We start from the raw sequence: 13678 nt of genomic DNA, 5'->3' as shown, positions 1-13678 counted from the left end.
CATTATTTATAGAGACGGTATTACAGTCTAAACATTTTAAAGACTTCATAAACCGTTTATAAAAGAACAATGCAGTGGACCTAAGCTCACTGCATTTTTTACTGATTGGTAGGTTTTCTGGTACTTATCATGGAAAAGGGGCGATGCTTTTATGAGAATCAAGCTGGTCTCTCTTCAAACAGTCGAAAAGGCTAAATCTATTATTTTAGATGGATTAAAAGAGCGTTTCTCTGTGTTCGATACTACTTATAATACAGACTTGCAAGATCTATTAATGAGCTATAATGGTGAAGATAGAAAACTATTTATCGGAGAAAAACAAGGTGAAGTAGTGTGCACTGGGGCTTTAACAAAGCGCTCAAACCATGTAGTAGGAATTGAACGGGTATCAGTAGACATACAATGGCGCAATCAAGGTTTTGCTAAACGCATGATCAGTCATTTGGAAAATGAAGCCCACAAGCAAAGTTATTCTAAACTGATTGTGGAAACGAGTGATCATTGGCACAGTGCGATCCACCTTTATAAAACGTGTGGGTATCATGAAGTTCAACGAAAGCATAACTGTATCTATTTTGAAAAATTACTCTCTCAAAGGAGAAAATATGATGAATGTTAGAAACGAACCGCTATACCCTGGTATACAACCTACCCCTCTGGAACTAGACTTAATTCAATCTTCATACCTTAGACGTTTAAAGCACCTAGCTCATTACGGTGCAGGGTCATTTGTTTCACCAGTAACTCATTCACGATTTGAACATACAATTGGGGTTTGGAAGCTGGCTGCATATTTTTTCCCTGAACATCATTTATTGAGAGCTTCGGCACTTTTGCACGATATTGGCCATCTCCCATTTTCCCACGCTGTTGAGAGAACATTAGGCTACAATCACCATCAACTGACTCTCAAATACATACAAAGCAACGATATTAGTAGTCGCTTAAAAAAAGCAGGTATCTCAACGGATGATGTCTGTCATTTGTTAACAAATCAGTCGCCATTAACAGGTACGGACTTAGTACTAGGACTGGATCATCTAGACAGCTTCATAAGAGATACATATATGATGAGTGATCTAAATAGAGATCCAAGCGAAATACTGACAAATCTCAGTTGTACGGAGAAAGGCATCTCAACAGATCAGCAGACAGCAGAGTGGCTTTTATCCATTATTGTAAAAGACCATACGTATATGCACGCACCGATGTTAAAAGCTGCTGACCGGTTACTTGCAGAAGCAGTTCACCTTCACTGGTTTTCTGTGAAACAGGATTTCTCTTTTTTAATTGATGCCCAAGTGACAGCCCAGTTAATTCAGTCACCTAATGCAAAGGCTCGTTCCATTATCCAGGCGCTTTTATTTGAGCCGAATCGTATACACGTCTCAGAAACGATAACGGGGACTGGATACGTTGTGCCTAAAGGGAAAATCTATCATAGGCTACCTCTTATCAACGGAGATGAAATGACCCAAACAGATCAGGCAAGCACTTTTGCAACCGAACTTGAGTCCATGTTAAAAGAATATGAAGTGTGCTTAAAGTAGAGGGGGGTAACACATGTTAATTCGAACAATAGATAGTTATGATCAAGAGCAAATTCTACCAGTTGTTAATGAATGGTGGGGAGGACGAGAGATGTCTCACATGCTGCCAAGACTATTTTTCCATCATTTTAATGAAACGAGTTTTATAATAGAAAATAATGAGAAGATGGTAGGGTTTCTGATTGGATTCCTCTCACAAACAAATGACAATGAGGCCTATATTCATTTTGTTGGTGTCCATCCAGATCATCGTAAGCAGAAGATTGGTCAAAGACTCTATTAGCAGTTTTATGACGTGGTTCAAAAAGAAGGACGTAACACGGTAAGATGTATCACCTCGCCACAAAACACTAACTCAATTGCCTATCATCAAAAAATGGGATTTGAAATGTGTGAAGGTGATAAATGGATAGATGGAATAGCGGTCACCTCAAACTATGATGGAGATGGGCAAGACCGTGTTCAGTTTATGAAGCACTTATCGTCTATTTAGGAGGTTTACATATCTTTAGATTTTTAATTCAATTTTTACTTGTGATTGTTTTATCATTTGTTGCAAGTATATTGTTTACCCTTATGCTACAAATAGGAATGAGTTTTGTTGCTTATTTTAAATATGGTGAGCCAATAGTTATGAATACGATCATCGACCGAAGTGCACTTAGCGTGGGACTTTTTGTTTTAATCTTTGTCTCTATAGCTATATCAGGTTTTCTTCTATATAAATCAATCGATTTTTATGACACTCACATAAAAAAATAACTAACTCATCCCTACTAACGATATTGGTTGTAGGGATGAGTTAGTTATAAAAATATGAAAGTAATCACAATTAAAGTGATATGGGTAACCAGATGTGCAATCATTGCGGCTTCAAGTCCTTTTTTCCAAAAAAGCAACCCATAGATTAACCCAAGAAACCCATTTAAAAATAGCATTCGGAAGAGCACAATTCCAGTTATCTCTGTTATGGCCGCAGTCGCACCAAAATGACCAATGGCAAAAAGCAATGCGGAAAGAACGATACTGATCCACATCAAAAGAGGCGATGGCTGCAGCTTCTTACGACTGAAAATTTTCCACAAAAGAAAAGCAAGCAATGTCATAACTCCCCATCGGAGCATCAGTTCTTCTGCAACCCCGCCATAGAGCATTCTTGAGGCAAAATCAATCAGACTTAGAGAGCCGCTAGCACCAACCATTTGTAACTCTGACGGGAGTAGAGGTTGAATAAGAAACTCAACACTCATGACAATGATACCGCCCAGAACTCCAAGGAGAATCGATGGTTTGAGCACTTTAACCAATCGACTCCAAAAAGGTCGTCTAAATCGATCCGTCTCATAAACAAAAGAAACAAGACCAGTTCGACTAGCGAGTAAATGCCCCACAACTAAACCAACGATAATAAAAAGCAGTGGATTAATCAAAGAGAGCAACGCGATAACGTGAACCGGAATCGTTAATGGAATTCCAAACTCAGCCAATTGCTCAGGAATAATCTCTATATACATCGGCAGCAACGTTAATACGGCAAGAACACCTAAAAACATAAAGAATAAAAAAGAACGCCAAGGCTTACGAACTGTCTCCATTTTAAGCGCCTCCCTACATATGTATAAACTCATCTACGTCATTTATGTTCAAGAGGTTGCATGTTACTTGTTATTAAGAAGCAATGACGTTAGCTTTTTGAGTACCTAATGATCTAAATCGAATAACTGTTAACATTGAAATAATACCTAATGTTAAAAAGATCCATCGAATATTTATTAACTCAGAGAGAATGCCAGTAACAAATCCCGCTAATGGTAGAGAAGCGAGGCTAATCATCATGATTATTCCGTTCACTCTACCTAGGATAAAGGAAGGGACAATTTGTTGTCTAAAGGTCTTATTTAATACGTTAAACATGATAACTGGTGCACTTTGAATAGCGATGCAGATCATCAAACTAATCCAATTCCAACTCAAAGCTGTACCTACAATGCCTAAAGCACTAATAATAAGTGTAGTAACCATCAAATTTAATGGATGATTCTTCTTATTCATTAGATTCAACAACAGGATACCTGCTACTTGAGCAATTGCTGCACCAGCATATACCCAACCCATTTCCGTTGAAGTAATCGCAAGTTCATCACGTGAGAAAAAAACCAACATACTAACTAAAGCTCCATTTGCCATATTTACAATAAAAATGAGCCATGTTAATGAGCGTAAAACGGAATGATTCCAGAGATAATGAGCGCCTTCTTTTAATGATTGCCATCCAGTTGTTTTGATAGGGTGATCAGAGGAATGTCGTAGAGTTAGCATAAGTAAGGACAAGATGATTGGAAAGTAGGACACTCCAACAATGACAAACAGAGGCTGAATTCCAATTAGGCTAATCAGAACTCCGGCTAACACGCTGCCAAATAAAACAGAGCTTGTATCAATGAATTGAAAAATTGAGTTAACGCGCATTAACTGATGTTTTGAAAATAACTGTGGAATGATTGTACCATTGGTTACATTAAAGCATGCACCAGCACTTGCAATGAAAAAACCTAAAACATAGATAAACCCAATTTTTAATAAGTCCATGTGCTGCAAGAGAGGAATCACTAGAACTAAGCACCCTTGAATCACTGCACAGAATATCATCATTTTTTTACGAGAGAAGCGATCAGCGAGCATCCAAGCGATTGGTGAGATGAAAATGAGAGGTAGTGTTTGTACCAGGAACATCATCCCCATGTTAGCTGAAGATTTTGTTAGGTCATAGACAAGCCATGGAATAGCAATCAAATAGATTTTATCCCCAAGCTTGAACAGAATTGTGCCTAGAAAATAGGCAATGTAATTATAAATATGATTGAGTTTTGTGTGAACCATTTTGCAGCTCCCCATTCGATATAGTGATGGATCTATCACTATTATCTTCTTTCTAAAAAGAGGTAAAAAGGGTAGAATTAAGCTATTAATGTCCCCTTTTAGAGAGGTGATGGAGTTGGAAGAGAAATATCTAGTTTTAAGATCTTATATTCATAGTAGAGAAAAGGATTTTAAAGTCTCGTTTAAGCATGAAGACCTCGAACAGCTCTGGTTTTGTACAAGAAGAAATGTGAAGAGAGTACTCAACAAGCTAGAAGCAGATGGTTATTTTCGTTACATTCCAGGAAGAGGCCGTGGCAATTATTCAGTTCTACTTTTTAACCAGTCATTTAAAGAAGAAATTGAAGCATATATAAAGAAATATGTGGAGCTTGGTAACTTAGATATGGTTGCTTTTATTTTAAGACTTCCTATACCTAGGTCATGGCTAATTCAGTTATCTTCTGCTTCTGAGTTTCAGAAATTATTTGGTTTTAAGCGTCATTCAATATCAAAAGACATTCTTTATATGTTTAAGTCTCGCGAAGTGTCCACGCTTGATCCAGTAAACGTATCAATTGCCCTAGAAGTGCATCTAACACAGCAACTTGGTGATACACTTGTTTGCTACGATTCAGAACGAAATCGTATTATTCCTCACTTAGCACATCACTTCATAGTAGACCAATCAGAGTTGATCTACACATTTTATCTAAGAAAAGACGTTCACTTTCATAACATGGATAAGCTCAGTAGCCTTGATGTTGCATTCACAGTTGAACGGCTTAAAACAAAAAGCAAGGCATATGCATGGTTAGTAGAATCAATCAAAAAAGTAGAATGTGAGACTCCTTACAAAGTTAGTATCCATTTAAAAAAGAGAAATTCACTATTTCTACAGATGTTATCCACTGCTACTTTTTGTATTCTTCCTTCAAACACACCTTTTAATGAACAAGAATGGATTGGCACGGGGCCGTTTTTATTAAAAGAGCGTTCAAAATCAAAAATTATTCTTCAAGCCTTTGAACACTATTTTAAAGAACGTGCTTTAATTGATGAGGTTCACTTTTATACCGTTTCAAAAGATGCTGCAAATGTACTGTACTTGCAGTCCAACCCTGAGAAATCCAAGACAAAAATTGAAGAACAAACACTGCAAGATTTATGTGTTGTGTTTCTATTATTTAACCAAAACAGGAACACTATTTTAAAAAATTCGTTACTTAGAACAGCGATTTATCATTTAATGGACCTACCTAAAATGATTAAAGACTTACAGTTAAATGTATGTGAAGCTAGCAGTTTCAGTGAGATGCGTTCAAAACACTTAGAAAAAAACCAAAAACTCATCTCAACATTGTTAATTAAAGCAAATTATGCAGGTGAGGAAATGAAGCTAGGGTATCTAGACAATGAACTCACAGCTGTGGAGGCCAAATGGATTATTGAGGAAGCAGGAAACGTTGGAATCAATCTGAAATTAATGCCGATCTCACACACAGATTTTTATGATCAAACAATCATGAATGAAGTTGATCTTTTATTTATGAAGATGATTTTTTCAATAGATAGGCATCTCTCCTTTATGAGTATATTTAGAAACGAACACTTATCTATTATGCAATTTTTGCAAACAGAGACAGTAGAGTTTATTAAACAACAATTAAACGCATTTGAAGGTGCGCACAACTTTAACGACAGAGAGCAGATTATCATTGAAACGGAGAGGATTTTAAGAGATGAGAAACATCTAGTTTTTCTCTACCATCCTACTATTACAAGAACGATTGATCCCATTATTCAAAATGCCACACATCACTCATATGGTCATGTGGATTTTAGGAAGTTATGGTTACCTTAGATAGTTAAAAGGAGTGCGTGATATGCTACCAACAAAAATTGGTACTGATTCAGATGGATACATCATTAATCCAACCTCTAAAACGTATATCCAAGACTCTTTTCGACCTGTTGTCCAGTCTTTTACTGAGATGGTGCAAGAGCTTCTGAAAAACAAACTGCACAGTGTGTACCTTTACGGAAGTATTGGTAGGGGAGAGGCGAAAGTTGAATCATCAGATTTGGATTTGACTGTTATTGTTTACTCAGTTTTAAATAGTTCTGAGAAAGAGTTGATAATGTCTAGAACGGAGTCACTTCTTGCAGAGACTCAATACATCATCACAAAAGTGGACTATGATATTGGCTTTTTAAAGCAAGTAGTAGCTCTAGAAAATAAATATGAATGGGGGTTCTGGCTCAAACATATGTGTACATGTTTAATTGGAATCGATTTGAGCCAAGCAATTGCCACGCATGAAACCTAATGAACAAGTCAGCTTAGCACTAAATGGAGATTTTAGAGGCGTGATGATCCGATATAAAAAAGAACTTCTGACTACACCTGACATCTCATCTTTAAGAAAAAGAACAATGATTAAACGAATCATAAGAGGATTGTATCTAACGATTAATGTGCAAGACAAAAGCTTGGTCCACAAAAAATCTTGAAAATGTAGAAATTCTAAAACGATATTTCCCTGATGAGACTCTTTTTTGCGAGTTAGAAACACTATTTCATTCAAATGGTCAGTGTTCAAATCAAATATTACTTAGCGGACTAGACCGCAGCTTAAAATGGCTTGAATGCTAAATGCAAATGCTCAAAAATAAAGGATAAGTGCTCAAAAAATGAAAGACGGTGCTCAAAGATAACAATAATGCTCAAAAAAACATCGTATATGCTCAAAACAAACGAGGAATGCTCAAAATTTTGAAAAATGCTCGAAAACAGACATGAGTTGCTCAAAAATGAAGACAGACAAGGAGAGGACACAATGGATTCTATATTAGATGAATATATTTACGCAACAAACACAACATGACTTTAAGGAAGTCGCCAAGCTACTGCACCCAAACGCAATTTATTTCTTTAGTGACCAAACTTGTGACACCTTGGAAAAAATCGAACAGTATTTTAATGGAAGCTGGAATTATATTAATGATGAAGTCTACGCTGCAAAGGATGTGACTTGGCTTACTAAAGATAATAACAGTGCTTCTTGCATGTATACCTATCAATACTCTGGGTATGTAGATGGAGAATTCATTTCTGGTAGCGGAAGAGCAACGAATGTTTTTGTGTTATTAGACGGTGAATGGAAATTAATTCACGAACATCTTAGTACAGTCAAAAATCCGTAAGCAAACGATTAATTTTATCTTTTATCTCTAAAGGAAGAGGCTGATCTAATGCGCGTTCCAACAACAAAGGCTGCGATACACCATGTTCCTTAAAATAATGCTCAATGAGCTCGACTTTACCCTCTCGATTAGGCATAAGCGAATACAGAACATACCAATCTTCAATTGAACTTAGCGGACACGGTGATTCATCTACAACATGAATAGTCGTCACTGAATCAGTAGCAAAAGGACAAACATACAAACCAGCTTTATGCTTCACACCAAAGTCAGCCATCACATCAATTCCTACTCCATCTACTTCATACTTTGCAAAATAACTAGAAGTGAATACTGGATGACTAGAGATAGGATCTAAACGTGTACCCATTGAATCCAAAATGCCACTAATGGTTTGAGCGTCTTTTTGTGTAACCAATAGATCAATATCATTTGGTGTCGTTTTTAATCCGCGAATTGAAAGCATAAGAGAGCCACCAATAGCCCAGGTGAGATTTTTATTCTCTAACTCTTTTAAGAGCTTTGTAAGTGTTATGTGCATTATTTTCACCTTCTTTAATGTATTGTTACAGAACGTTTGTTCGTGTATAATAAAATGAAAACAGGAGTGATCGTATGAAAAGTACTGAACTAATCGTTCTTAATTTTGAAGAAGTAAGAAGAAGAAGTATTAAAGTTTGGACGTCTATTCCTGAAAGTAAGCTTTATTGGAAACCAGATGAACACGCTTTATGTTGTATACACATGATTCGTCATGTACTTGAAAGTGAGCATTATTATCATCTTGCTATTCTAAATAGAGGAGATCTCGTATCTTTTGATTCTCCTTTTTCAGAGAGACCTTATCATTCGGTTCAAGATGAATTAGAGTTTGCTAAAAAGTATCGTAATGATTTCTTAAGTACAATCCGAACATACTCAGATGTTGACCTAGAATTAATCAAAGTCGATCGTTCTAAACAAGGGTATATTAGAGAACTTGGGGATATGCTGTTGCGTATTGCTTACCACGAATCTGTACATACAGGACAATTATTAGACTATTTAAGAACAATGGAAGTGCCTAGACCTGTTATTTGGGATTGAAAATCTAAGATTAAATTATATCACCCCATACTTCCTTAATGCATATTCAATACCATCATCACTGGAGTTTCTTGTGACAAAATTAGCTATAGATTTTAGATGTTCGTTCCCATTTCCCATCGCAATTCCAAGCCCCGCCATCTCGAGCATCTGCATATCATTATAACCGTCGCCAAAAGCAATGGCTTCAGATTCATCTAGGTCAAAAAAAGTAAGAACTTTTTTAACTGCAATTGATTTGTCCACTTCTTCTTGTAGAACATTACAAATATATGGGTGCCATCTACTAAACGTCAGCTCTGGAAAACGAGATTCATAGTGCTGCACAGTTTTATGATCTGCATACAAACATAGTAGATAGATCTCTTTTAAGTGAATCTGCTCATCAGTAATGGGGTAGTCATTTAATAATAAAGTCTCTAGTAATGCAGATTTGATCTTCGTATTCCTAACACCATTCATACTTAAGGACTCTGTAAAAAAAGAAAGGCCAGAATCGTTGGTTTTTGCATAGTGTATCACATCGATCAGAACATCCTGGTCTAGCACATTTTTATGTATAACCTCATCTTTGTACTTAACGTATGCTCCATTTGCCGTAATAAAAGTTTGAATACCTAACTCTATTAGCTCTGTACACATAGATAGGGGACGACCTGTTGCAGCAACCACCTGAACTCCATTGTTAATAAGAGTTCTAACTGAGCGCTTAGTTGAGATGGAGATGCTGCCATCTCGATGATCTGTTAATGTTCCATCTACATCAAAGAAAACAATTTTATACATAGTAGACTCCTTTTGTGATCGGCTTCACTCTATATATACCACTTGTGATAAAATAAGGAAATAGATACTGTGTGAGAAGGGGTTTCTAAATGATTAAAGTAAGACAACTATCGCAGCTGGATTGTTCGAAGCTCATTAGTCTATCATCAGAAGTAGGATGGGATTATAACGAAAATGAAATACATACAATTCTTAAATCAGGACAAATCTTTGGTTGCGTAGACTCTGAAGATAGAGTAGTAGCTTGTGCTGCCATTATTCAATATGATTTTCAGAAGGTGGCTTCAATAGGTATGGTCATTGTTCATCCTGATTTTAGAGGTAGGGGATTAGGAAGAGAAGTAACAGAAGATTGTATTCAAGCGGTTAATTCTAATCAATGTTTAATCATGTTGATTGCTACGGAAGAGGGAAAAAGGCTATATGAAAAAATGAGTTTTACAATCATAAGTCACATTGAAAAATATACTGCCGCAATTAAGCACACAAATCAATGTGAAGTGAATAATAGTTCCGTCCATGTTTACAAAGAGCAGGATTTTAACTCAGTAGTCAAAATAGATGAGCAGGCTTTTGGTGATAAACGAGAACGCTTTCTAACACAAAGACTAAAGCAATCTGAAAAACGTGTAGTCATTAGGAATACATCTGGCGAGATAACTGGCTATGCTTTAAGTATACGTACACCTCAAAATGTCATTTTAGGACCAATAATCAGTGAGTGCAGTGATAACGCTATTTCACTTATCGAAGAATTACTAAAAGACTTTACAGGTAAAGTGAGAATTGATTTAGTTCAAACTGATCCAACGATGACTCGTTTCCTAGAAGAAAGAGGATTTAATAAAGTGACCGAACCACCTGTTATGGCACTAAACCACACAAATACACGAAAAAGAAATGGCCACCTAGTTGCAGTTGCAGCGCAGGCTTTTGGATGAATCATTAATAGTTCAGGGGGGATATTATGACCAATCATTACGAGGAATATCATTCACAATCCAATTGGCCACCAATGTCAAAACCGGAGATTAACCTTAATGATATTAATAATACACATTCGGCGAACGCAATTCATTTAGAATACGAAGATATAGACAAAAGCTTGATGGAGTCATTGGAGTTAAGAACATCTTCCAAACAAGTATTTATAGGCAAGGCAGTAGACAAACTTAAATTGGGGACACTTTTAAAGTGGTCCGTGGGGAAAAGAAATGAGAAAAGAATGTATCCCTCAGCAGGTGCCTTGTATAAACTTAAAATTTTGGTTGTTATTAAAAATGTGGAGAGAGTGAAAACAGGCATCTATGAATATAATGCTTGGAAATCATTCTATTGTATGGCTAAGCGAATACAGGGAATTTCTGAATGCATTTGTACAAGACGGAATTGATTTTAATCTGTGTTTCATTTTAGGGACAAACTTTGATGAAGTGAATCAACATTATGGTGAGAGAGGTTACCGTTTTAGTTTGTTAGAAGCAGGTCACATTATGCAAAATATGAACCTAGTAGCTAGTTCACTAAACTTGGGTATCGCCCCAATAGGCGGTTTTATTGATGATGCAGCTAATGAACGTATACCTCTAATCAATTTTAAAACGATATACCTAGTACCAGTTGGAGAACAAATGAAATAGAGCCACTTCAAAATAAGAAGGAGCTAAAAAATGACCTATGACTACACTTTTAAACTCCCTGCTTGGAAGAGATCTATGAAAGCAATTCATATCTTGGATGCTGATGAAAGGGAGATTGGAAGCATTCAGCCGTTTTATTCTTCAAAAATGGATGAGGTAGTGAGCAGATACCTGACAATCTATAATAAAACGAATTACAGATTTAACTACTCTAATTCTGAGCAAGGATTTGAAGTGCATGCCCACAGTATAAAAGATACATTGTTTAAATTAAGATGGACTCTATTTAATCATGAACAACAACAAGTAGGGTTGCTTGTTAATGAATCAAAGATTACAACGAATCCAACGTTTGCGTATTATAAGGAACATGAGACTTTTTATTTAACGAATGACTTTCTTGATAAGAATACAATGATTAAGACTGAAAATGGAACGAAAATAGCGAATACATATTTTAATCATTTGATAATAGGAAGAACCTTTTATATAAAAATGTATGTAGAAGAAAGACTATCTTTAGAAGAAATTTATTTACTCAGTCTAATTGCGGTTATTCCAATGGATTAATAGATGGAGGTAAGGTATGAGACCTAGTTTGACTAAAGATACTCATGTAGAAGAATTTAAGGATTTTTATTGGTTAAAGGAAGAGTTACATTCTTTTTGTCGAGAGAATGGCATCAGTACTTCAGGTTCAAAAATAGAGCTTTCGGAGCGTATTGAATTATTTTTGCGCACTGGAGAAATTAAAAAGCCTTCTAGACAACAGAAAAAGAGTACAAAGCCCACTCCACAACTTGAATTAAGCCTTAATACGGTCATTACTGAAAATCATCGTTGTAGTCAACATGTTCGAGCATTTTTCAAGTCAGTTATCCCGAATTTTCACTTTTCAACGCATATCCAAAACTACTTTAAACATAATGTGGGGAAAACCTATCGAGATGTAATTGATAATTGGAATGAGGAAGAAAAGCGTAAAAAAGATCCTACATACAAAACTAAGATTGCACCACAATTTGAATACAACCAATTTATTCGTGATTTTTTTGCTGATCCTAATAATAAAGGGAAGGGTCGAAAAGAAGCAATTAAGACCTGGAATAAGATTAAGCAGCTGCCCGGAAGCAATAGATATGGATCTAACTAATTTCTACTATCTTGAAACCCATAAGTTATAAATACGTAGATAACTTATAAATGAGACGTATCTCGGGAGTTGATCGTATGAACGCAACGTATTTTGGTAGCACTGCTTTGAGTTTAAATAACGCCACTTTTTCAGAAAAAATATCAGGCATGATTCATCCGAAATATAGATTTGAGTTTGGTGGCCAAGTTGAATTAAATCATGATAAATTGGTATTGGAAAATTGGTGCGAGATCAAATTAAATGAGATTCAGTCTATATCGTGTGAGTTTGATGAAAACTTTAGTAGATTTACCACCAATGTTGACTCTAGGCCGGGATTCTTCTTAAAGGGAGAACCGCTTATCATTACTCATTCAAATAGAAAAATCTATCTAATGATTAACTGGAGTTTTTACACTGGCTTCACGGATAATAAAAAGTGGTTAAAGCTTATTGAAGAAAAAAGGCATAAAAACTTATGATCCCGCAACCTCTTTAATCCCTAAGATTCGTATCTCGCGGTTTTCTTCATATCGGAATTGTACAACATAGTTTGTGTCGTTTCCCTTTAACTCTAAGTAATTGGATGAGCTTTCGAAGTTTTCTGATCGGATAAAATCTTGTAAGGCTGAAAGTGATTCTATGGAAGCTTCACTATTCACATTCTCTAGGTCATTCTCAATAAGTAGTGACTCTATTAATTCTGGAGTTGTTATTGTTTTGTTTGTTTCTATGGTGTAAAGGATTGCTAAAACAATGATAGCCATGGAAGAAATAATGATATAGAAGATGTGAGATCTTTTTTGGTTAATCACGTGAATGATCTCCTTTGAGATTTTTAGGTTACACTTTCTATGGTTTTAATGTTGACGATGTTTAAAATGAGTAATTAGAGTAAAGAGAATTTTCATGATGATTAAAAGCAACCCGCCTATACCGAAGATAGCACTTATAACCAAAATACCCATGCCACCCCATGAGCTCTCATTCCCAAGCGGATAGATCAGAACTACTGCAAGAAAAAATGCAATGCCTATAAAAATAGAGACAATTCCTATCATAGTGGTTTTGTCTAAAAGAATCCCATCTTTTTCACTGCTCATGCCCTAACTCCTCCTCACGATCTTTTTTAAACTTATCCCTGAATAGCTTAATGATAAGAAAAACAAAAAAATAATAGGCGGCACAAATTAATAATTCACCTATTTGCAGAGAGGTTTGGATAAAAGTGAACAATTCCCATCTGGCGGGTTCCTCGCCATTTGAGCTGTAATATTCCATGAATTTTACAGGGAATCCATAAGAGATCGTCATGCCATGCTCCATTACGAATCGATGCGGGGGAGTGATAAAAACAGATAGAAGAGCTAAACCAACACTAATAAGGAACAAACGACCAAGTGACAATCGAACAT

Annotated in this window: 18 protein-coding genes and 2 pseudogenes; 13 read left to right on the top strand and 7 right to left on the bottom strand. The window is 36.0% G+C overall.

The window, feature by feature from the left end; genetic code table 11:
- The first annotated feature begins 151 nt into the window (after nucleotides 1-151).
- The 3 genes and pseudogenes from NDM98_RS14915 (at nucleotide 152) to NDM98_RS14905 (ending at nucleotide 2043) form a co-directional block, all read left to right on the top strand.
- On the top strand, nucleotides 152-619 hold the full coding sequence (locus NDM98_RS14915; RefSeq protein ID WP_251609470.1) for a GNAT family N-acetyltransferase: 468 nt from the start codon (nucleotides 152-154) through the stop codon (nucleotides 617-619).
- Nucleotides 606-1550 carry an HD domain-containing protein gene (locus NDM98_RS14910; protein WP_251609467.1) on the top strand — a complete coding sequence of 315 codons (945 nt, stop codon included), beginning with the start codon at nucleotides 606-608 and terminating at the stop codon, nucleotides 1548-1550. Before NDM98_RS14915 ends, NDM98_RS14910 begins: the two co-directional genes overlap by 14 nt.
- Nucleotides 1551-1563: 13 nt before the next feature.
- Nucleotides 1564-2043: pseudogene (locus NDM98_RS14905) on the top strand (GNAT family N-acetyltransferase).
- A gap of 313 nt (nucleotides 2044-2356) precedes the next feature.
- On the opposite strand, the gene NDM98_RS14900 reads toward NDM98_RS14905, so the two are convergent.
- Nucleotides 2357-3145, bottom strand: a complete 789-nt coding sequence (locus NDM98_RS14900) for a CPBP family glutamic-type intramembrane protease (protein ID WP_251609464.1) — start codon at nucleotides 3143-3145, stop codon at nucleotides 2357-2359.
- 73 nt (nucleotides 3146-3218) lie between these two features.
- Nucleotides 3219-4430 carry an MFS transporter gene (locus NDM98_RS14895; protein WP_251609461.1) on the bottom strand — a complete coding sequence of 404 codons (1212 nt, stop codon included), beginning with the start codon at nucleotides 4428-4430 and terminating at the stop codon, nucleotides 3219-3221.
- 115 nt (nucleotides 4431-4545) lie between these two features.
- On the opposite strand from NDM98_RS14895, the gene NDM98_RS14890 reads away from it, so the two are divergent.
- The 4 genes and pseudogenes from NDM98_RS14890 to NDM98_RS14875 all read left to right on the top strand — a co-directional run bounded on the left by NDM98_RS14890 (nucleotide 4546) and on the right by NDM98_RS14875 (nucleotide 7616).
- Nucleotides 4546-6273 (top strand): ABC transporter substrate-binding protein, encoded by a 1728-nt coding sequence (locus tag NDM98_RS14890; RefSeq protein ID WP_251609458.1) that lies wholly within the window; start codon nucleotides 4546-4548, stop codon nucleotides 6271-6273.
- A gap of 22 nt (nucleotides 6274-6295) precedes the next feature.
- Nucleotides 6296-6739: a nucleotidyltransferase domain-containing protein gene (locus tag NDM98_RS14885; RefSeq protein WP_251609455.1), complete on the top strand. Its 444-nt coding sequence runs from the start codon at nucleotides 6296-6298 to the stop codon at nucleotides 6737-6739.
- On the top strand, nucleotides 6720-6923 hold the full coding sequence (locus NDM98_RS14880) for a hypothetical protein (protein ID WP_251609452.1): 204 nt from the start codon (nucleotides 6720-6722) through the stop codon (nucleotides 6921-6923). The genes NDM98_RS14885 and NDM98_RS14880 overlap by 20 nt, the downstream gene beginning before the upstream one ends.
- 326 nt (nucleotides 6924-7249) lie before the next feature.
- Nucleotides 7250-7616 (top strand): annotated as a pseudogene (locus NDM98_RS14875) (YybH family protein).
- Here NDM98_RS14875 and NDM98_RS14870 read toward each other — a convergent pair.
- The gene (locus NDM98_RS14870; protein WP_251609449.1) at nucleotides 7603-8157 is read right to left on the bottom strand and encodes a nucleotidyltransferase domain-containing protein; all 555 of its coding nucleotides are present in this window, start codon (nucleotides 8155-8157) and stop codon (nucleotides 7603-7605) included. The pseudogene NDM98_RS14875 and the gene NDM98_RS14870 overlap by 14 nt on opposite strands.
- Before the next feature lie 74 nt (nucleotides 8158-8231).
- Here NDM98_RS14870 and NDM98_RS14865 point away from each other — a divergent pair, with 74 nt between their 5' ends.
- Nucleotides 8232-8702 (top strand): DinB family protein, encoded by a 471-nt coding sequence (locus NDM98_RS14865; protein ID WP_251609447.1) that lies wholly within the window; start codon nucleotides 8232-8234, stop codon nucleotides 8700-8702.
- Nucleotides 8703-8717: 15 nt separating this feature from the next.
- Here NDM98_RS14865 and NDM98_RS14860 read toward each other — a convergent pair whose 3' ends face one another.
- Nucleotides 8718-9488, bottom strand: coding sequence for a Cof-type HAD-IIB family hydrolase (locus NDM98_RS14860; RefSeq protein ID WP_251609443.1), 771 nt, complete (start codon nucleotides 9486-9488; stop codon nucleotides 8718-8720).
- 89 nt (nucleotides 9489-9577) lie between these two features.
- On the opposite strand from NDM98_RS14860, the gene NDM98_RS14855 reads away from it, so the two are divergent.
- The 5 genes from NDM98_RS14855 (at nucleotide 9578) to NDM98_RS14835 (ending at nucleotide 12745) form a co-directional block, all read left to right on the top strand.
- The gene (locus NDM98_RS14855; protein WP_251609439.1) at nucleotides 9578-10429 is read left to right on the top strand and encodes a GNAT family N-acetyltransferase; all 852 of its coding nucleotides are present in this window, start codon (nucleotides 9578-9580) and stop codon (nucleotides 10427-10429) included.
- Between the two features lie 366 nt (nucleotides 10430-10795).
- Nucleotides 10796-11128, top strand: a complete 333-nt coding sequence (locus NDM98_RS14850; protein ID WP_251609430.1) for a nitroreductase family protein — start codon at nucleotides 10796-10798, stop codon at nucleotides 11126-11128.
- A 30-nt stretch (nucleotides 11129-11158) separates the two neighbouring features.
- On the top strand, nucleotides 11159-11698 hold the full coding sequence (locus tag NDM98_RS14845; protein ID WP_444546312.1) for a tubby C-terminal domain-like protein: 540 nt from the start codon (nucleotides 11159-11161) through the stop codon (nucleotides 11696-11698).
- A gap of 16 nt (nucleotides 11699-11714) precedes the next feature.
- Nucleotides 11715-12281 (top strand): DUF6434 domain-containing protein, encoded by a 567-nt coding sequence (locus tag NDM98_RS14840; RefSeq protein ID WP_251609424.1) that lies wholly within the window; start codon nucleotides 11715-11717, stop codon nucleotides 12279-12281.
- 77 nt (nucleotides 12282-12358) lie between these two features.
- Entirely contained in the window at nucleotides 12359-12745 is a 387-nt protein-coding gene (locus tag NDM98_RS14835; protein ID WP_251609422.1) for a hypothetical protein, read from the top strand.
- Here NDM98_RS14835 and NDM98_RS14830 read toward each other — a convergent pair.
- Genes NDM98_RS14830 through NDM98_RS14820 form a run of 3 tightly spaced genes read right to left on the bottom strand, consistent with a single transcriptional unit; the run spans nucleotide 12740 to nucleotide 13670 of the window.
- Entirely contained in the window at nucleotides 12740-13078 is a 339-nt protein-coding gene (locus NDM98_RS14830; protein WP_251609419.1) for a hypothetical protein, read from the bottom strand. The two genes, NDM98_RS14835 and NDM98_RS14830, sit on opposite strands and share 6 nt — an antisense overlap.
- Before the next feature lie 45 nt (nucleotides 13079-13123).
- Nucleotides 13124-13366 (bottom strand): hypothetical protein, encoded by a 243-nt coding sequence (locus NDM98_RS14825; RefSeq protein ID WP_251609416.1) that lies wholly within the window; start codon nucleotides 13364-13366, stop codon nucleotides 13124-13126.
- Entirely contained in the window at nucleotides 13356-13670 is a 315-nt protein-coding gene (locus NDM98_RS14820) for a hypothetical protein (RefSeq protein WP_251609412.1), read from the bottom strand. Before NDM98_RS14820 ends, NDM98_RS14825 begins: the two co-directional genes overlap by 11 nt.
- Between the last annotated feature and the right edge of the window lie 8 nt (nucleotides 13671-13678).

This window comes from Alkalicoccobacillus plakortidis (assembly GCF_023703085.1).
GTDB lineage: Bacteria > Bacillota > Bacilli > Bacillales > Bacillaceae_D > Alkalicoccobacillus > Alkalicoccobacillus plakortidis.
The sequence above is the reverse complement of the archived record's forward strand: the minus strand, read 5'-3'. Positions and strand labels throughout refer to the sequence as shown.

Bases quoted from the DNA above. Each gene is read 5' to 3' on its own strand.
- NDM98_RS14915 (WP_251609470.1), top strand. From the start codon at position 152: ATGAGAATCAAGCTGGTCTCTCTTCAAACAGTCGAAAAGGCTAAATCT.
- NDM98_RS14910 (WP_251609467.1), top strand. From the start codon at position 606: ATGATGAATGTTAGAAACGAACCGCTATACCCTGGTATACAACCTACC.
- NDM98_RS14900 (WP_251609464.1), bottom strand. From the start codon at position 3,145: ATGGAGACAGTTCGTAAGCCTTGGCGTTCTTTTTTATTCTTTATGTTT.
- NDM98_RS14895 (WP_251609461.1), bottom strand. From the start codon at position 4,430: ATGGTTCACACAAAACTCAATCATATTTATAATTACATTGCCTATTTT.
- NDM98_RS14885 (WP_251609455.1), top strand. From the start codon at position 6,296: ATGCTACCAACAAAAATTGGTACTGATTCAGATGGATACATCATTAAT.
- NDM98_RS14870 (WP_251609449.1), bottom strand. From the start codon at position 8,157: ATGCACATAACACTTACAAAGCTCTTAAAAGAGTTAGAGAATAAAAAT.
- NDM98_RS14865 (WP_251609447.1), top strand. From the start codon at position 8,232: ATGAAAAGTACTGAACTAATCGTTCTTAATTTTGAAGAAGTAAGAAGA.
- NDM98_RS14860 (WP_251609443.1), bottom strand. From the start codon at position 9,488: ATGTATAAAATTGTTTTCTTTGATGTAGATGGAACATTAACAGATCAT.
- NDM98_RS14855 (WP_251609439.1), top strand. From the start codon at position 9,578: ATGATTAAAGTAAGACAACTATCGCAGCTGGATTGTTCGAAGCTCATT.
- NDM98_RS14850 (WP_251609430.1), top strand. From the start codon at position 10,796: ATGAATATAATGCTTGGAAATCATTCTATTGTATGGCTAAGCGAATAC.
- NDM98_RS14845 (WP_444546312.1), top strand. From the start codon at position 11,159: ATGACCTATGACTACACTTTTAAACTCCCTGCTTGGAAGAGATCTATG.
- NDM98_RS14840 (WP_251609424.1), top strand. From the start codon at position 11,715: ATGAGACCTAGTTTGACTAAAGATACTCATGTAGAAGAATTTAAGGAT.
- NDM98_RS14835 (WP_251609422.1), top strand. From the start codon at position 12,359: ATGAACGCAACGTATTTTGGTAGCACTGCTTTGAGTTTAAATAACGCC.
- NDM98_RS14825 (WP_251609416.1), bottom strand. From the start codon at position 13,366: ATGAGCAGTGAAAAAGATGGGATTCTTTTAGACAAAACCACTATGATA.